The organism is Streptomyces sp. MH60 (assembly GCF_002939385.1).
GTDB lineage: Bacteria > Actinomycetota > Actinomycetes > Streptomycetales > Streptomycetaceae > Streptomyces.
The window spans coordinates 240,891-258,213 of record NZ_MULI01000002.1 but is presented as its reverse complement, the minus strand read 5'-3'; the positions used below and the strand labels follow the sequence as shown (position 1 = coordinate 258,213).

Genomic DNA, 17,323 nt, shown 5'->3' with positions numbered 1-17,323 from the left:
GACTTGCCGAGCGGCGGAACAAGCAAGACAGCACCGGCATGATCGGACACGAACACCCACGAACACCATGGTTGGAGCCCCGTCAGCCGACGGCTGGCTGTGTGATTCCGGCAGGAGTTGGGATCCCGGTCCATGACCGAAAGCCCCCAAACTCCGCCGTCACACTCCCCCGCTCGGGCGCTGGTCTCTCCCGTCCGGGTACTGCGTGAGGAGCGCGCATGGACTCCTGAACTCCTGGCGAAGGAAGCAGGTATCCAGGTTTCATGCGGTGCCGGGGATGAAGGTGATCCCCGGGCCCCTCTGCCGTCCGCTACGCTGCCGGCGCGCTGGCTGGGCCTGGAGCTCAAGCGCCTTCGCAAGGCCGCCGGGTTGACCGGTGCGCAGGTGGTGGCCAGCAGGGCCATCAGCGCGCAGGCCGTACTGAGCCGCTGCGAGACGGGCAACGACGCAGCCAAGCTGGCACAGCAGACGGTGCGTGCGCTTGCGGAACTGCACAGGGTGGGTGACAGCCCGGAAATGCAGGCATTGATGCGCAGGACGAGGAGGACACCGGCCCACGCACCCGCCGCGCCCTCCGGGACGGCATCAACGAAACGTCCCTGCTTGACCGGTGCGTCAACGACATCCAGCGCCTCCTGCTCCCGGATTCGACCAACTCCAACGGCTCCGCCGACGAGCGGGACGTGGTCACACTCCAAAGCCTTCACGGCCACCGGGTCGCCTCCGGCACCAACTACGAGGGCCCCGAGGACTACAGGACGAGCTCTGGTGACCGTCATCGTCCTCACCAACTGCCCGGTCGGCGTGCGCGACTTCCTCGCCCGCTGGCTACTGGAGATCTCCGCCGGGGTCTTTGTCGGCACCCCCCCGCCCGCATCCGCGACGCACTCTGGGAAGAAGTGCAGCAGTCCACGGCGACTTCCACCACCAGCTGCGGGTCGACGAGCGTGACGTCCAGGACGTCACGGCTGCCCCACCGGCGGTGAGCGTCTGCCCTGCGCACGGATGCCTGCTGACAGTCGAGGTCAGTGCGTCCGCGAGGGCGGCTGTCATGGTGCGGGTGAGCGGGACGGTGCGGCCGGTGGAGCGCAGCCGTCCCGTGTCGTCGTGGCGGCCGAGCAGGAGCGTGCCGGGCACCGGCCACGGATCCGGTGACGGCACCGACGATGGCCTCGGTGGTGGCACGGACCTTGTACTTGCCCCACGCTCTGGTCCCGGAGCGGTACGGCTCCGACAGCCTTTTGAAGCACAGCCCTTCCAGGTCGGCGGACGTCCAGGTGAGCCAGTCCCGGGCGGTGGCGGGGTCGGTGGTCGACGGGCACAGCGTGAACGGCACGGCCGGGGGCGCGTCCGCGAACAGGGTCTCCAGAGCGGTCCGGTGCCGGGCGTAGGGCCAGGGGGTGAGGCCGGCGCCCTCCTGGCGCAGGACGTCGAACTGGCCTGCTTCATCAATCTTGGCCGGGGCTCCCTTGGAGACTGCTGATAGGTTCCTGCGGTGAGCGAGCAACTGCCCAGCGGCGGCATCGAACTGTCACCCGGCGAGATCGACGCCCTCCACCTCAGGTGGTCGTCTTGTTGGACCCCGAGTGAGGTTGCGCAGCAGTTGGCCGGGATCGGCACGCCCTGGTACGTGGCCGCGGGCTGGGCGCTGGACCTCTTCCGTGGCAGGCAAACACGCGCTCACGGGGACATCGAGATCGCGATTCCGGTCGCGGGCTTTCCCGAGGTCCGCGACCGCTTCCCCGGATACGTCTTCGACGCGGTAGGCAGTGGCCGGATCTGGGAGGAAGCCACACCGGAGGTGCTGGCCGCCGTACATCAGACTTGGCTCCGCGATCCGGCCACCGGCAACTACCTGCTCGACGTGTTCCGCGAACCGCACGACGGCGACACCTGGATCTGCCGACGCGATGAGAGGATCCGGCTCCCCTACAGCGACATCATCCACCACACCCGAGACGGCATCCCGTATCTGGCGCCCGAACTGGTCCTGCTGTTCAAGGCCGAGCACGCCCGTCGCAAAGATCAATCAGACTTCAACGCGACCGTCCCATACATGTCCCCGGCTCAGCGCGAAACCCTGGCCGAGCTACTCGACCGCGTACACCCAGGGCATCCTTGGATTGCGGAGCTGTAGCCGGCTACTGGTGCGCTCGCTCAACTGTCACTGGCTCCCTGAGGAAGCCGGTCTGCGCGCACCCGGCCCTGCGGGAGTGGTCAGGACGCGGACTGGTGACGGCTGGACAGCGCAGCCCGACTCGGCGGATCCGGGGCAGCGCCTTGCGGAACCTGCGCGTACTCCAGCAACCAGGTGCGCGCGCCAGGCGCGAGCGGTCGCGAGCGTGCCTGCGCCGCTGCGGGGGACCAGGCGCCGCTGCAACCGCTCGAACGCCAGCCGCTTCGGCTCGGCCACGGCACCTGGCGGCAGGTCGGGGCTGGCCACTGGTGTGGTGAGCATCGGGTCCCGCAGCGTCCAGGTCATGCCCGATGCTTTCCACGTCTGCTCGCTCTGTGTGCGCCCGTCCGTTCAGTCCCGGATGGCTGCGTGCCAGTCCCGGAAGGATCAGCGCGGTTCGGCCCCGGGCCCGGGGACAGAAGGAGCTGTCCCGTGCGTGTCCGGGGTGGGCGAGGTAGCGGGTGCGCAGGTCCGGGCCCACCGGCCCACGAGGCGCGTGGGGCCGCATTCGGCGCAGTGCATGAGGTGGTTCAGGTAGGCGGCGTAGTGAGCACCGTACGGGTAGGCGCCCCAGTCGATGCCCATGCACACGCTCCCCGTTACCGTCGTTCCTCTTCGCGGGCAACGCTACGTGACTGCGTATGCGTCGGTGTGCAATTGCGCCTCCCTTGGTGGTCAGCCCGCCTCGGGACCGGCCGAGGGCCTGGCGCGTCTGCGAGCGGCCCGGATCTCCTGAGTTTGGGGTGGAGCCGGTCCCATGACCGGGCCAGGGCGCTGCCATAGACGCGTGGGCCGGTGACGGTCTCGGCCGGGGCGCCCCAGGTGTCGGGCTGTCCGAAGGCGAACTCGCCGCCGTGCCGGGGCGGCCGGCCCCTGGTGTGAGGCTCCCCCGGCGGGACCGGCCGGCGGGGAACGCGGTCCGAGCGCATCCGGGCCAGCACCTGCACCGGCAGATCTCGCAGGAGGAAGGCGAGGTGGGGTGCGTCGTATCCGAGGTGAAGGTAGCTGCCGCCGCGGCTCATGCAGGGCGGCTGCCGGAAGCGAGGACGCCCCCTTACCTCCGCTCGCTTCCGCAAATAGAAGAGGCGGAGCTATAGACCGCGCGGTACCTGTCCATCTAGTGTCTAGACATGCCTGGACAGGTACATAAGCATCACCGCATCGCTCGCGTCCTCGCGGACGAGATCCGAGCCGGAATACATACCGACGGCAGCCGGCTCCCCGGCGAGCACGCCCTCACCCAGCGCTTCGGCGTCAGCCGCACCACCTTGCGGCAGGCGCTCCAGGTGCTCGGCGAGGAGGGACTCATCACCACACATGCCGGGATCGGCTCGTTCGTCACCTTCGACGGCGGTGCGCCCCTGGACCATCGCCTCGGCTGGACCCAGGCTCTGGCGGAGCAGGGCACCGAGCTGACGACCGAGACCCTCCGGTTCGAGCAGGCAACGGACGACGCGCTGGCCGCCGAGCTGGGGCTGCAGTCGAGCGCGTTCGTCGCCCTCGACCGGGTCAGGCGACTGCCCGACGGGCAAGGTGTTTCCCTGGAGCACAGCCGGGTCCCGGCCATCGGGCGACTGGCTGGACTGCCCGAGCGCGGCCTCGACGGGGGCTCCCTCAGCCGGACCCTGGTCGCCGCAGGCCGTGTCACCGAGTCCGGCGAGGGGCTGGTGACGGTACGCAGGCTGGAGCCGGCCGAAGCCGCCCTGCTGCACCGCGCACCGGAGGAGTCCTTCCTGTGCCTGAGCCAGGTGTACCGAGCCGCCGACGGCTCGGTCGTCGAGCACGTCACCAGCCTGCTCGACCCGGCCAGGTTCCAACTGCACATCCGCTCGGGCCGAGGAGGCCGACTGTGACCGACCCACTTGACCGCGCCCTCGGCGCCTACTACGGGCTTGCCCTCGGCGACGCCCTCGGTATGCCCACCCAATCGATGTCCCGGGAGGACGTCGTCCGCTGCTACGGCACCCTCACCGGGTTCGTGCCGGCCCACCCCGACAACCCCATCAGCGGGGGCATGCCGGCCGGATCCGTCACCGACGACACCGACCAGGCCGTGATCGTGGGCCGACTCATCGCCGAGGCCCGGGGCCGGATCGACCCACTGCGGCTTGCCCACGAACTGCTCGACTGGGAGCAGAAGATGAAGGACAAGGATTCCTTCGACCTCCTCGGCCCCTCCACCAAGGCGGCCCTGGACGCGGTGGCCCGCGGTGTCCCGCCGCACGAGACGGGGCGTACCGGTACGACAAACGGCGCCGCCATGCGCGTCACCCCGGTCGGCATCGCCTGCGCACCCGAACCCATGGACGCCTTCCTCGACCGGGTCGTGGAGTCCTGCCAGGTCACGCACGACACGAACATCGGCATCGCGGGCGCCGCCGCGGTCGCCGCCGCCGTCAGTACGGGCGTCAGCGGTGGCACTCTGGATGAGTCCGTGGCCGCGGCGGTGAACGCGGCTCGAGCCGGCGCCCGGCGCGGGCACTGGGTCGCGGGAGCCGACATAGCCACCCGTGTCGCGTGGGCCTGGGACCTGGTACGGGGCCTCCCGGAGGCCGAGGCCCTCGACCGGATCGTCACGTTGGTCGGCACCAGCGTCGCGAGCCAGGAGTCTGTGCCCGCCTCGTTCGCGGTCCTCTCCGTGGCCGACGGCGACCCTTGGCGGGCCGCCCTCCTCGCCGCCAACCTCGGAGGCGACAGCGACACCATCGGCGCGATCGCCGGTGCCGTCGCCGGGTCGGTCACCGGCCTCGCGGCGCTGCCCACCGAGGACGTACAGACCCTCCGCACGGTCAACTCCCTCGAACTGGAAGTCCTGACAGAAGAGTTGCTCGCCCTGCGCTGAACGGCTCGCACCACCCTCCCTCTCCGACCTCCCGCACACCGCACACCGCACACCGCACACCGCACACCGCACACCGCACACCGCACACCGCACACCGCAAGGAGGTTCCGTCATGACCGCTTCGAAGACGAACGATCGCGTCGGCACCATTGAAACCCGAGGCATCGAGCCGGTTCCCGACGGCGAACGGCACGGCCGGGCCAGCCAGATGTTCTGGACCTGGTTCGCCGCCAACATCAGCATCCTGGGATTGCCCCTCGGCGCCACACTCATCGCCTTCCGCGGGCTGAACGTCTGGCAAGCGGTACTGGTCGCCATCGTCGGGGCCTTCGGCTCCTTCGCGCTGGTGGGTGCCCTGAGCCTGGCGGGCAAGAAGGGCGGCGCACCCGCCCTGACCCTCTCCCGCTCGGTTTTCGGGCAGCGCGGCAACGCCGGGCCAACCCTGATCAGCTGGCTGAGCCGGATCGGCTGGGAGACCATCTCCACCACCACCGCGGCATACGCGCTGCTAGCGCTGCTGAACACCGCGTTCGGTGTCGGCCAGAACACCGTCCTCACAGTCGTCTGCCTGCTGGTCTTCATCATCTGCACGCTGCTGATCAGCGGCCTCGGCCACGCCACCATCATGTGGATCAACAAATGGGCCACCGTCGTCTTCGGCCTGCTGAACCTGGTCGTGATGGGCTTCCTGGTCGCCACCGTCGACTGGGCCAAAGTCCTCGACACCCCAGCGGGCCCCGTCAGCGGAGTGATCGCGGGCATCGGGTTCATCGCCGCGGGCACCGGCATCGGCTGGGCCAACGCCGGTGCGGACTATGCCCGCTACCTGCCCCGCACAGTCCCGGGCCGCCGCCTGATCACCGCCTCGGCGTTCGGCGCGGGCATACCACTGGTCCTGTTGATCTCGCTCGGCTCGCTGCTCTCGGCGGGCGACACGTCCCTGGCCACCGCCTCCGACCCGGTAGCCGCGATCAACGCGATGTTGCCCTCCTGGATGGCGATCCCCTACCTCATCGCGGCCTTCGGCGGGCTGCTGATGTCGAACCACCTCTCCACCTACTCGGCCGGCCTGACGATGATCACCCTCGGGCTGCGGGTGCCGCGGGCCGCCGCCGTCACCCTCGACGTGGTGCTGATGTTCGCCGGCGGAATCTACTTCATGCTGATCGCCGACGACTTCTACGGGCCATTCTCCACGTTCCTGACCCTGCTCGCCGTGCCCATCTCGGCCTGGATCGGCGTCATCGCAGTGGACTCGCTGCGAGGCCGCGCCTACGACTCCCAAGCGTTGATGGACACCACCCGCACCAGCCGGTACTGGTACTCGGGCGGTTTCCGGCTCCCCGCCGTCGTCGGCTGGGCCGCCGCCATCGTCGCCGGGCTACTCTTCACCAGGGCGTCGACCAGCGACACCGACGTGTGGTTCGCAGGTCCGCTTTCGGACACCTGGCCCGGGGAGAACGGGCTCGGCTGGGCCATCTCGATGATCGTCGGCGCCGTGGTGTACACGCTGCTCGGCCGACGTCCCGGCGCCGGAGACAGTGACGACGCCACCGTCTCCCCCGCTCTTCAGGAGGCCCGGTGACGACCCGCCGACTCGTCCTCGCCGGCAACGTCCTTGCTGACCTGGTCATCGAGGTACCCGCGCTGCCCGAGCGCGGCGGCGACGTCATCGCCACACGCACCGAGACGACCGCCGGCGGCGGCTTCAACACCCTCGTCGCGGCCAGGCGCCTCGGCACGGAGGCCGTCTTCGCCGGGCTGCACGGCACAGGCCCGCACGGCGACCTGGTGCGTGAGGCGCTCGCGACCGAGCACATCGTGCCGCTGCTACCCGCCCGTACGGACAGCGACACCGGTTTCACGGTGGCTCTGATCGACGCCGGTGGCGAACGTACCTTCGTCACCAGCTTCGGCGTCGAGGCCACCCTGACGCAGTCGGACGTCGATGCCATTGCCGCGCAACTACGCCCCGGCGATCTGCTCCAGCTCTCCGGCTACGGGCTGGTACTGCCGGGAAACGGGCCGCTGCTGTCCGCGTTCACGGCAGGTCTGACGACGGAGGTCACCGTCTGCCTGGACCCGGGCCCGCTGGTCGCGGACATCCCCGAAACCGTGCTGTCGCCAGTCCTGGCCCGCACGGACTGGCTCAGCGCCAACGCCCGCGAGGCCCGGCTGCTGTCCGGGCAGGAGGACCCGCGGGCCGCAGCCACGGCGCTGCGGGACCGGCTGGCGCCAGGCGCAGGGGTGCTCGTCCGGGCCGACAAGGACGGCTGCTGGCTGGCGGCCCCCTGCGAAGCGCCGGTGCATGTGCCGGGATTCCCTGTCGAGGCGGTCGACAGCAACGGCGCCGGGGACGCGCATGTCGGCTCGTTCCTCGCCCTGCTCGGACAGGGACAGGGCCCCCTGACCGCCGCCCGAGGGGCCAACGCCGCCGCTGCCTACGCAGTGACCCGAAGCGGACCGGCCACCGCACCGGACCGCACGGAACTGGCCCGCTTCCTCGGCGACGACCCCCTCGAACGACTGCTCTTTGGTTAAAAGCGGCTAACACAATGAGGTGGATCAGTCCTGGCTGCCGTGTCCGGGACGGGAGTTGAGCGTTCGGTCCGGTGTGGGGACGTCGCCGTGGATCGTGTCGGATGAACTGTGGCACCGTCTGGAGTCACTGCTGCCGCAGCGTGAGCGCAGGTTCCGGCATCCAGGTCGCAAGCCGTTGCCGGACAGGGACGTGCTGTGCGGGATCTTGTACGTGCTGCACACCGGGATCCAGTGGGAGTACCTGCCCAAGGACCTCGGCTTCGGGTCGGGCATGACGTGCTGGCGCCGGCTGCGGGACTGGAACGAGGCTGGCGTCTGGCAACGGCTGCACGAGATTCTGCTGGCCGAACTGAACGCGGCCGCACGTCTGGACTGGTCCCGCTGCGTGGTCGACTCCTCCCACGTCAGGGCGCTAAAAGGGGGCAGCACACGGGCCCATCGCCGGTCGACCGGGGACGAGCCGGCTCCAAGCATCACTTGATCACCGACGGACACGGACCCCGCTCGCACCGAGGCCGGGCGCCGTGCGGCCCTGCCGGTCCTGGCGGCCGGAGGTGCCGCGTTCGACCTGTTCACGGCCGCGTTGTTCACCCTGGTGCTGGCGGGTGTGCGGGGCGCCGTCGCGAGTTCGGTGGCCGGGCTGCTGCCCACAGGCCAGCAACTCGGCGGCTCGGTCAGAGTGACGGCGGCCGGGCTGGCGTACTTCGCACCGGCCGACGGCGCGAACTCGGCGTTCGCCCGCACCATGGCCTACGAGGTCGCGGTCTTCGCACTCACCGCGCTCATCGCCCTGCGGCTGCGGGACCGGTTCGGGCGGGAGCAATCGTCCAGGGACCGCCCCAGGCGGGCAGACCCAGCGGGGGGGTCGGACCGCCCTACCGGCGTCCAGCGTCGGCACCACTTGTCGGCGTCCGGACTGAGATGCCCCGTCGCGCACCTTTCCCCGTCCCACCTGACAGGCCACGTCCGCTTCGCGCTCGGGTGGTGGAGTCGAGACCGGTCTCCCCGGCGAGGTGAAGGGCCGTGCGACCGGCCCTTCACCCACTGGTCCGCATGTGCCGAAGGGGCGCACGCCTCCCGGCGAACTCCCTCATGGAACCGAGGCAGGCCGCGAGTTCACCGCCCCGTGTGCGTCAGCGTCACGCGGGGGCCCGCCCCAGGTCCTCCGGAGCCGGGTCACGGTCCGCCGGTCGGGTGCGTGAGGGGCGGAGCAGGCGGGCGATGAGGAGTGCTCCGCCGGCGGTCAGGACCGCGCTGAGCACGGCGGCGATCCGGAGCTCGTGAGTGAAGGCTTCGAAAGCGGCGTTCCGCAGGGCCGCGGCGGTATCGGCCGGCAGTGTCCGGGCGGTGTCGACCGCGCCACCCAGGGTGTCCTCCACGGCGGCCAGTTGTTCGGGGGTGAGGTTCGCCGGAGCCCGGGATTCCATCTGTGTTCGGTAGACGGCGGTGCCGATGCTGCCCAGAATCGCGATGCCCAGGGCGCCGCCGAACTCCGCGGAGGTCTCCGCGAGGGAGGAAGCGGCCCCGGCCCGTTCCGGTGGCGCGGCGGAGAGGATCACGTCGGTGACGACGGCGGCCACACCGGCGATGCCGAAGGAGACCACGGTCAGGGCGCACACGAGATGGAGGATGCCGGAATCGGGCCTGATGAGGGTCAGTCCGATGTAGCCCGCGGCCGCCACCAGCAGGCCGGCCGTCATGACGCGGGGCTTGCCGATGCGGTGTGCCATGCCCGTGGCCAGGGCGATGCCCACGGGCATCACGAGGAAGGTGGGCAGCGACCACAGGGCCGACCTGAGAGGACTCATGCCCAGGACGAGCTGCATGAACTGCCAGTTGAACAGCGAGAATCCGACCATGGCGAAGGTGGCCAGGGCGTCGATGAGCAGGGGCACGTTGAACCAGCGGGTGCGGAACAGCGTGATGTTGATCATCGGATTCGGGGTGGTGTGCTGGCGGCGCAGGAACAGGGCTCCCGCCGTCACGCCCGCGAGGACGGACCCGGCCCCGGCCCACTCGATTCCATGCTCGGCGGTCGTCTTGATGCCGTAGATCACGGCGAGTACTGCCACCAGGGACAACAGAGCGCCGAGCAGGTCGAAGCGGCTGCCCGGCTTCGGGTCGCGGAACTCGGGGAGCAGGAGCGGACCGAGGCAGAGGAGCAGGGCCATGACGGGAATGTTGACCAGGAAGACCGAACCCCACCAGAAGTGTTCGAGCAGGAGGCCGCCGATGATCGGGCCGACGACGGCGCCACCCGCGAATCCGGCCGTCCAGATGCCGACGGCGGTGGCCCGCTGCCGGTCGTCGTGGAAGAGGTTCCGGATCAGGGCCAGGGTCGAGGGCGCGAGCGTGGCGCCCGCGATGCCCATGAGCGCGCGGGTGGCGATCAGCATTTCCGGACTGGACGCCCAGGCGGCCAGGGCGGAGGCGAGCCCGAAGGCGGCGGCCCCGGTCAGCAGCACCCGGCGCCGTCCGATCCGGTCGCCGAGCGTGCCCATCGTGATCAGGAGACCGGCCAGCAGGAATCCATACGCGTCCATGATCCACAGCAACTGGGAGCCACTGGGTCTGAGGTCGGCCGTCAGGGAGGGCAGGGTGACGAACATGACGGACATGTCCATCGAGGCCAGCACGCAGGGCAGCACCAGGACGGCGAGCCCTGCCCATTGCCGGGTTCCGGCTCTCTCGTTCGCATGCATCACGTCGTGTACTCCTGCTCCTGTGGCGGGTGACGGAACGGCGGCGGGGACGCATTGCGTCACTCGTCGCGTACTTAGTACGCACCGCCGTGTACAGAGTAAGCCCCCCTGGGCGGCAGGCCGCAAGCGAGTTATCGAACTGGGAATTTCCGGTGCTCCGGGGCGCTTTCGTCCGAGGCACGATAGGATTTCGACACACATGAGCGAGTGTGACGAAAAGAGGTGTGAGGGTGGCAGAGCACGCGACCTGCGCGTCCTGCGGAAAGGGCCTGGAGCCCGCTGACCGGGGCCGCCCGAGGCGCTACTGCTCGCGGGCCTGCCAGGCGCGGGCGTATCGAGCGCGCAGGACCGGGGAGACGACGGAGCCGGACCTCACCCTGGCGCACAGCTCGACGGCCGTTTCGCCGGCAGGCGACGACGGCGCGCCCCACCTGTCGGCCGAGCGCATCGCGCGGGCGGGCATCGACGTCGCCGACGCCGAGGGACTCGAAGCCCTGTCGATGCGCCGGGTCGCGACTGACCTCGGAGCGAGCACCATGGCCCTGTACCGGTACGTGAGGTCCAAAGACGATCTGGTGGCCATGATGGTGGAGGCCGCACTGTCCGACGTCCCCCTGCCCGACACACCGCCGCAGAACTGGCGTCACGGCCTCGAACGTGCCGCCCGCCGCGACTGGGAGCTCTACCATCGCCATCCGTGGATTCTGGCGAAGGTCCTGGTGACGACCCGTGCGCACTTCAGCCCCGCGCTCGCGGCCGACAGCGAGAGCGCCTTCTCCTCCTTCGACGGCCTCGGCCTGGAGCCTGCCGACGCCTTCCGCTACATGTTCATGTTCGCTTCCTACGTCCAGGGCGTGGCACTGACCTACGTCAGCGACGTGGAGGCCGAGCGACGGTCGGCTGACGCCGCCCGCCGGGGGGCCACTTCCCCGGAAGCCGTACGAGCTCCGCTATTCGCCCCCGGCGCCTATCCACGGCTCGGCCCGGCCATGCGCGCGGGCGCCGACCCCTGGGATCTCGACGCCCTGTTCCTCGCCGGCCTCGCCGGAGTCCTCGACGGCATCGAGGCCGATCTCGCCCGGCGCGGCCTCCCGGGCAGCGTGGGCTAGGACGTGCCGCACGCACGCCGTGCCCGTACGAAGCCGGGGCCTGTACTCGTGTACGCCGACCGCGACCCGGCAGCCCGCCGCCTGCCAGCCGCTCCGCGGTACGGGCGGGCCACTCCGGCCCCGTGAGCGGGTGCTCTGCTCTCAGCCGAGCCGGTCGCGCCCACGCCGGCGCGGGCGACAGAATCACCCGCATGCAGCCGACCTTCGTGCTCGTCCACAGTCCGTCCGTAGGCCCCTCGACCTGGCGTCCCGTGGGAGAACACCTGACCGGTGCGGGATACCGAGTACGGATCCCCTCGCTCCTGCAGACAGCCTTCGGGTCTCCGCCCTTCTGGCCACGCATCGCCGAGGCCGTCCACGACGACCTCCGGCAGGTCCCGGCCGACAGCCCCGTCATGTTGGTCGTCCACAGCAACGCCGGCTTGTTCCTCCCGACGATCCGCTCGGGACTCACCCATCGGGTGACCCACTCGATTTTCGTCGATGCCGCACTGCCGGCCCGGACCGGAACGACCCCGGTCGCCCCGGCCGAACAGTTGGAGTTTCTCCGATCCATGGCTGTGAACGGCATGTTGCCCCGCTGGACCGACTGGTGGGACGAGGCCGATGTCGCCCCCATGTTCTCCGATCCCGTGGTGCGGCGCACCGTCATCGAGGAACAGCCCACCCTGCCGCTGTCCTACTACGAGCAGCACGTCCCGGCCCCGGTCGGCTGGGACGACCATCCCTGCTCCTACCTACTGTTCGGCCCGCCCTATAACGAGTTCGCGGCCGAGGCGCACGAACGCGGCTGGCGCGTGGGACACCTGCCCGGAGCGCACCTGCATCACCTCGTCGATCCGGCCGGCACGGCCCGCCAGCTCGTCGAACTCGCCACTACGACCTGATCCACTTCCGACACGCCGTTGTCGACGTCCGGCGTCGAACGGAGCGACGAACTCGGTCACCCGGTCACTCGATCCGGTAACCGACGTACACGGAAGCGGCCTTCGAGCCGGCCCGCCGGGCCGCGCAGACGACGGAGTCGGCGTTCGCATGCCGTCCGGCACACCTCGTCATCCAGCTCTCCTCGAGCTGCCATGGATTCCGGGCGGGACGTCGAAGGAGAACGCGAGTGATGACCGGTGCCGAGAGCCGTTTGCGCCGCCGCTCCCTGCCGTCGCGCCGGACCTGCCCGAGCACCCGGACTACCCCCGCATCCTCGCCGCCTTCAACCACACGACCAGACCGCTACGAGCCAAGGACGCCTGCGAAGCCCTCGGCCACGAACTGCTGCCGAAGAACGTGGAGGGCACCCGCGCCAAGCTGAAGCCCTGGTCAAACTCGGCATCCTCACCGGGACCGACACCGGCAACTCCGCCAGGGAGCAATTAGCCGACTGTCCCTCCACCAGCGACCTTGCCCCGACCCCAGCCAGAAGCGGATATCACATTACGAACCGCCCACGAAGAGATCGGCCTCATCGGCTGCACTCCAGCCACGACCGGACCCGGTCCCTCCACACGGGCCGTGTCTCTGGCGGGAGGAGTCTCCTGGGACGTCATGACGACCCTCGACGCACGGCCCGCTCGGGCACCGCGAAGAGTACGCTGGACAAACCGGGGACACTCCGCGCACGGACATTTCGCGCCTGTGCCGTTCTCGGTGATCGAATACGCCGGGCTGGCTCAGGCCCGCCCGGGGCAGGGTTCGCGTTATGACTGCGACTGTCTCCCCTGCGATGACGTCCGAAGACCGGCGTTCCGTGTCTCGCGTGCGTCTGTCGCTTGTTCACGACGGTTCGGCACCACCCCTGCTGGACGGCGCGTGGTGGCCGCCCTCTCGTGATCTCAGCGCCGAACTGCCCGCAATGGTGTCCGTTCTCGATCCGCTGTGGGGGCGGATCACCCAGGTCACGGTGAATCCCGCCCAGTGGCCAGTCGTCCCGCGCAAAGCGTCTGTCGCCGGGCATGTGGTGCAGGTGGGCTCGTTTCGCCACGAGCAGGACAAGCACGAACTCTTGCTGCTCTCCTCTCACGTGGGTCGTTGGAACCTGCTGGTCGTTCCCCCGCGGACGCCCCCGGCTGCGGCCGCCTGGCTGATGGCCGTGGCGAGCGAGCCACGCCGGACCGTGACCGCCAGCAGTCTGGTGGCGGATGGCACGCGTACGACGGCGATCGCCGAGGCCGACCGCGCCGGGGAAGCGGTGTGGGGGTCCGAAAGAGGACACGGACGAGGTGCCTTCGTCATTCCCGCGCGGGACCAGACGGTCACCGAGGCAGCGGCGGACCAGCCGGAGAGGGGGTGAGGACGGTGGACATCCTCATGACGGTGATCGTGCTGCTGGCGGTGATCGTGACAGGCATGTTCCTCATCCACCGGCTGAACTCTCAGCACGGGAGCAGGAACGCCGGCTTCCACTACAGCCGCGGCGGTGTGGTCGCACCGGACCGGAACCACACCGACGGGCCGATCGCACGCCGTCGGGCCGCCGTCGCGAACGACGACGAGCGCCGGGGCCGTCGGGACGGCGGACGCGGACGGTTGCGTCCTCGACGCCGTGGCCACGACGTACTGGCCGCCGACCGCAAAGAACGCGCCCGCATCCGCAGCGAGAAGGGCATCCGCTGAGGCGGACGCCCCCCACCGCGGCCTGAAGAACCCGACGAACCTCACCCGGTCACAGAACTGTCCGGCGCAGGGGTTGCCGTCGAGCCAGGTGGTACCGTCGATCAGCTCGCGCACCGCGTCGAAGTGGCCGCGGTGGCAGGCGACTTCGGCGAGCACGTGGGTCAGTATGGGCCGTACATCAGGCAGCTGCCAGGTCGGCCAGATCTCCACAGCCAGGCGGCGGACTCCTGTTATGGCACAGCCGCTGCGAGCACGGCATCCGCACGCGGCCGATGGCCACCCGGTAGAGGGCGAAATTCAGGGTGAGGTGGCGCAGCAATGCCAGGCACTCCAGCCGCTGGGCAGCACCGGCTGCCGCAGATCCTCCTCCGAGAGCCCTTCACCCGCCGACCAGCGGACCGAGGCGAACAGCGCCACCCAGTACATGAGACCTAGCCGTTTACACAGCCGCCCTGTCCGCCAACGTCCACGGCACGACATAGGCGGGCAGGACTGTCCGCCGGACGACCCCTTCGAGGCCGCGCGGACGCCGTCACGCGGGCGGTCCGCCACGGTGGTCGCCGAGCAGCCGCTCCAACCGGTCGAAGCGCTCGTGCAGCGCGCGGGTCGCCTGCGCGTACGCCTCCTCAGCGGCCTCCTCCGTGTGGCGCACGAAGTGACCCTGGCGTTCTTGTTCCCTGCCGACGAACCAGGTGGCCAGCGCGGCGGTGACCAGACCGAAGGAGGTGATTCCGGCGACCATCACCACCACGGCCACGAGCCGTCCCCACAAGGTCACGGGATACAGATCGCCGTAGCCGACGGTCGTCGCGGTTTCCACGGACCACCACAAGGCCCGCGGATAGGTGGTCAGCTGAGCCCCCGGTGCGCCGCGCTCGGCGAGAACGGCGACGTACGAACCCGCGAGGATCACGATCACCAGGAGGACCGTCGCGGCACACGAAGCCTTCAGGTGCAACGAACTGCCCTGGCGCCCGAGCAGCAGTTTGACCAGTCTGGCCAGGAGTCCGGACAGCATGCGCAGCATGCTCCGCCACCGGCCGGATCGACGGTGCGGCAACGCGCCGGTGTGCGTCGAACCCACCCGAACAGCGGGTGTCAGGTGGTGGGGCCGTGGCGAGTGTGGCTTCCCGCCCGAGATGCCGGGGGGAGCAAGGCTTGCCTAGCGTCAGTGCGGGATCGGGTACGCGCGCGGGGAGAGGTCGATGGCGGACGAGCAGTTGGAGCGGTTGGCGACGCAGGCGTGGCTGTATGGCTGCCCGCCGGTGCCTGCGGCGGTGACCAAGGACGTCATGACGGCGGTCGCCCCACGGGACGACGAGCGGCGCAAGGCCCCGGTCAACCAGTTCTGCTACATGCGCCACACGCCCGACGCCACCTTCACCGAGGTGGTCTCCCGAACACCGACACCCTGTACTTCAGTGCCTGGCTGGACCTCGCGACGGAACCGCTGGTCCTGAACCTGCCGGACTTCGGGGACCGCTACTGGATGGTGCCGATCCTCAACGTGCGGTCCGATGCCGTCGGCGGACCCGGCTGCCGGCAGGACGGGTCCACCGCCGGGCCCTTCCTCCTGGCCGGCCCCTCCTGGTCGGGCCAGGCGCCGCAGGGGCAAGACCGTGCTGAAGTCGTCCACGGCCATCAACTGGATCATCGGCCGCTGTGGAACCACCGGGTCCTCGGACTACTTGGCCGTCCACGTGCTCCAGGACGGCACCCGACTGACTCCCTTGTCACGGTGGACCGGAGATCCGGAGGAGTACACCTCCCTCCGGGCGTGAGCGCCGCCGGCGGGTTCGACGCGGTCACCACACCCGTCAGCCAGGTCCACCGGCTCAGCGGCCGGACCCATTTCGCGCGGCTCAACCAGCTCCTGGTGGACAACCCACCGAACCCTGCCGACGCCGCCTTCGTCGAGCGACTGTCCCGGCTGGGCATCTCACCCGGAGCACGCCTCGACGACCAGCCGCAGGACGTGCTCGCCGCGCTGGGCCACTACGGGACCAACTACGCCAAGCGCGCCATGGTGACGTGGGTCGGCTACGGCGGCAGCCTCGATGTGGACGCGCTCTACCCCCACGCCACCGACGACGGTGACCGCCGCCCCCTCGACGGCGCTCACCGCTACCTCCTCCACTTCGCCGCGGGCCAGACCCCGCCCGTGCGGGGCTTCTGATCGCTGACGATGATGAACGACCGACAACTGTTCGCCAACAACCCCCTGGACCGGTACGCGATCGGCGACCGCGGCGGCATGCGCACACGGGCCAGGGTTACACGGCCACGAGCCCCGACGTCACCGCGTGGATGCAGTACCACCAGGGCGCCGACGGCTCGGCAATGTCGTGGACCGAAGCGCAGGGCAACGGCTCGACGGCCAACTGCACGCTCAACACGCCGATGGGGTCATCGTCGCCCAAGCGGTGGTATGGCCGACACGGTCGTAGAGCTTGGCGCCGCGACATGCCGCGGTGTCCCAGAAAGACCGCATGGCTTGGGCGAGTTGTGCCGCTCCCCCGGGCCCGTGCCGGTACCGCGTGTGCCTCGCCGCGGACCTCGAGAACCTTCCCACGGTCAGCCCGCAGCGGTGTTGTAGTTGACGATCTTCTCCGCCAGGAGGGCGACCGCACCGACCAGCGGGCTGCCGGCGCTCTCGCTGAACACGTCGGGCAGCCGGTGCGCTTCTTCTTCGGCGGCCGCCACCATCCCCCAGAACGCGTTGTAGCGCGCGGGATCGGCGGGCTTGTCCACAGCCGCCTCGACCGACAGCAGTCCGCCCTCGCGGGTCAGGGCCAGCGCTCCCATCTGCCGCAGCGTCTCCGGCTCCCGTGTCTCGGCGGCGACGACGCTCCAACCCGTCACCGCGGTCCGGTCCAGCGCGGCGAGGAGGCTGCCCGGAGCGCTGGGGCCGTCGACGACGATGTCGGGCAGGACGAGGGCCACCGGCCCCAGTGTCATCGGCAGCGCGGAGCGGATCGCGCCGTCGAGACTCGGTTCGTACGACTCGTCCTGGTAGACGAACACCATGTGGAATATCCCGGCATAGCGTGCGAGATAGCCGACCGTGTCCAGCTTGTGTTTTCCGAACACGACGACCATGCGTACGTTGAGGCCATTCTTGGCCAACTCGACGACGGGTTCGAGACTGCGGTCCAGCACGGTCACCCCGGGTGCCAGACAGTGGAGTTCCTTCGCGTACGGGGCACCGAAGCGGGTGGCGAACCCGGCACAGGGCAATACAACCGAAACGTCGGGAAGGGAAGCGGAGCAATTATGCATCTGGCTGCTTTCAGGTTGTGTTGACGGCTTGAATTCCGACAGCATTCACTTGCCTATCCACCGG

14 protein-coding genes and 7 pseudogenes are annotated in these 17,323 nt (G+C 69.8%); 16 read left to right on the top strand and 5 right to left on the bottom strand.

Going from position 1 to position 17,323, the window contains the following annotated elements:
• Positions 1 to 132: 132 nt before the first annotated feature.
• Positions 133 to 498 (top strand): annotated as a pseudogene (locus BZZ08_RS40035) (helix-turn-helix domain-containing protein); the annotation flags it as partial.
• Between the two features lie 270 nt (positions 499 to 768).
• A pseudogene (gene cas2e, locus BZZ08_RS39315) lies at positions 769 to 908 on the top strand (type I-E CRISPR-associated endoribonuclease Cas2e); the annotation flags it as partial.
• Between the two features lie 293 nt (positions 909 to 1,201).
• Here the strand turns inward: cas2e and BZZ08_RS39925 are convergent.
• Positions 1,202 to 1,507 (bottom strand): annotated as a pseudogene (locus BZZ08_RS39925) (ATP-dependent DNA ligase); the annotation flags it as partial.
• Between BZZ08_RS39925 and BZZ08_RS02990 the strand changes: the two are divergent.
• Positions 1,496 to 2,137: a nucleotidyltransferase domain-containing protein gene (locus BZZ08_RS02990; RefSeq protein WP_104630530.1), complete on the top strand. Its 642-nt coding sequence runs from the start codon at positions 1,496 to 1,498 to the stop codon at positions 2,135 to 2,137. The pseudogene BZZ08_RS39925 and the gene BZZ08_RS02990 overlap by 12 nt on opposite strands.
• Before the next feature lie 728 nt (positions 2,138 to 2,865).
• Here BZZ08_RS02990 and BZZ08_RS02980 read toward each other — a convergent pair.
• Positions 2,866 to 3,168, bottom strand: a pseudogene (locus BZZ08_RS02980) (transposase); the annotation flags it as partial.
• 138 nt (positions 3,169 to 3,306) lie between these two features.
• Here BZZ08_RS02980 and BZZ08_RS02975 point away from each other — a divergent pair.
• The 5 genes and pseudogenes from BZZ08_RS02975 to BZZ08_RS02955 form a co-directional block, all read left to right on the top strand.
• Positions 3,307 to 4,029, top strand: coding sequence for a GntR family transcriptional regulator (locus BZZ08_RS02975; RefSeq protein WP_104630528.1), 723 nt, complete (start codon positions 3,307 to 3,309; stop codon positions 4,027 to 4,029).
• Positions 4,026 to 5,018: an ADP-ribosylglycohydrolase family protein gene (locus BZZ08_RS02970; protein WP_104630527.1), complete on the top strand. Its 993-nt coding sequence runs from the start codon at positions 4,026 to 4,028 to the stop codon at positions 5,016 to 5,018. Before BZZ08_RS02975 ends, BZZ08_RS02970 begins: the two co-directional genes overlap by 4 nt.
• A 112-nt stretch (positions 5,019 to 5,130) precedes the next feature.
• Entirely contained in the window at positions 5,131 to 6,603 is a 1,473-nt protein-coding gene (locus tag BZZ08_RS02965; RefSeq protein WP_104630526.1) for a purine-cytosine permease family protein, read from the top strand.
• Positions 6,600 to 7,559 carry a PfkB family carbohydrate kinase gene (locus BZZ08_RS02960; protein WP_104630525.1) on the top strand — a complete coding sequence of 320 codons (960 nt, stop codon included), beginning with the start codon at positions 6,600 to 6,602 and terminating at the stop codon, positions 7,557 to 7,559. Before BZZ08_RS02965 ends, BZZ08_RS02960 begins: the two co-directional genes overlap by 4 nt.
• Before the next feature lie 34 nt (positions 7,560 to 7,593).
• A pseudogene (locus BZZ08_RS02955) lies at positions 7,594 to 8,057 on the top strand (IS5 family transposase); the annotation flags it as partial.
• 641 nt (positions 8,058 to 8,698) lie between these two features.
• Here the strand turns inward: BZZ08_RS02955 and BZZ08_RS02950 are convergent.
• A complete protein-coding gene (locus tag BZZ08_RS02950) occupies positions 8,699 to 10,261 on the bottom strand; it encodes an MFS transporter (protein WP_104630524.1) in 1,563 nt (520 codons plus the stop codon).
• A 230-nt stretch (positions 10,262 to 10,491) separates the two neighbouring features.
• On the opposite strand from BZZ08_RS02950, the gene BZZ08_RS02945 reads away from it, so the two are divergent.
• The 5 genes and pseudogenes from BZZ08_RS02945 to BZZ08_RS02925 all read left to right on the top strand — a co-directional run bounded on the left by BZZ08_RS02945 (position 10,492) and on the right by BZZ08_RS02925 (position 13,980).
• A complete protein-coding gene (locus BZZ08_RS02945) occupies positions 10,492 to 11,370 on the top strand; it encodes a TetR/AcrR family transcriptional regulator C-terminal domain-containing protein (RefSeq protein WP_104630611.1) in 879 nt (292 codons plus the stop codon).
• A gap of 191 nt (positions 11,371 to 11,561) precedes the next feature.
• Entirely contained in the window at positions 11,562 to 12,257 is a 696-nt protein-coding gene (locus BZZ08_RS02940) for an alpha/beta hydrolase (RefSeq protein WP_104630523.1), read from the top strand.
• 253 nt (positions 12,258 to 12,510) lie between these two features.
• A pseudogene (locus tag BZZ08_RS39920) lies at positions 12,511 to 12,740 on the top strand (hypothetical protein); the annotation flags it as partial.
• Positions 12,741 to 13,066: 326 nt separating this feature from the next.
• Entirely contained in the window at positions 13,067 to 13,657 is a 591-nt protein-coding gene (locus tag BZZ08_RS02930; protein ID WP_104630522.1) for a DUF5994 family protein, read from the top strand.
• Between the two features lie 5 nt (positions 13,658 to 13,662).
• On the top strand, positions 13,663 to 13,980 hold the full coding sequence (locus BZZ08_RS02925; RefSeq protein WP_104630610.1) for a hypothetical protein: 318 nt from the start codon (positions 13,663 to 13,665) through the stop codon (positions 13,978 to 13,980).
• A 532-nt stretch (positions 13,981 to 14,512) separates the two neighbouring features.
• On the opposite strand, the gene BZZ08_RS02915 is transcribed toward BZZ08_RS02925, so the two are convergent.
• Positions 14,513 to 14,998, bottom strand: coding sequence for a potassium channel family protein (locus BZZ08_RS02915; RefSeq protein WP_446750225.1), 486 nt, complete (start codon positions 14,996 to 14,998; stop codon positions 14,513 to 14,515).
• A 187-nt stretch (positions 14,999 to 15,185) separates the two neighbouring features.
• Here BZZ08_RS02915 and BZZ08_RS39305 point away from each other — a divergent pair, with 187 nt between their 5' ends.
• From BZZ08_RS39305 to BZZ08_RS39290, 3 genes and pseudogenes are all read left to right on the top strand, one after another.
• On the top strand, positions 15,186 to 15,440 hold the full coding sequence (locus BZZ08_RS39305) for a hypothetical protein (protein ID WP_241965361.1): 255 nt from the start codon (positions 15,186 to 15,188) through the stop codon (positions 15,438 to 15,440).
• A pseudogene (locus BZZ08_RS40030) lies at positions 15,329 to 15,761 on the top strand (DUF1254 domain-containing protein). The gene BZZ08_RS39305 and the pseudogene BZZ08_RS40030 overlap by 112 nt, the downstream one beginning before the upstream one ends.
• Positions 15,758 to 16,156 carry a DUF1214 domain-containing protein gene (locus BZZ08_RS39290; protein ID WP_241965360.1) on the top strand — a complete coding sequence of 133 codons (399 nt, stop codon included), beginning with the start codon at positions 15,758 to 15,760 and terminating at the stop codon, positions 16,154 to 16,156. Before BZZ08_RS40030 ends, BZZ08_RS39290 begins: the two are co-directional and overlap by 4 nt.
• A 398-nt stretch (positions 16,157 to 16,554) precedes the next feature.
• Here the strand turns inward: BZZ08_RS39290 and BZZ08_RS02905 are convergent, their stop codons facing one another.
• Positions 16,555 to 17,304, bottom strand: coding sequence for a hypothetical protein (locus BZZ08_RS02905; RefSeq protein ID WP_198601243.1), 750 nt, complete (start codon positions 17,302 to 17,304; stop codon positions 16,555 to 16,557).
• Positions 17,305 to 17,323: the final 19 nt, after the last annotated feature.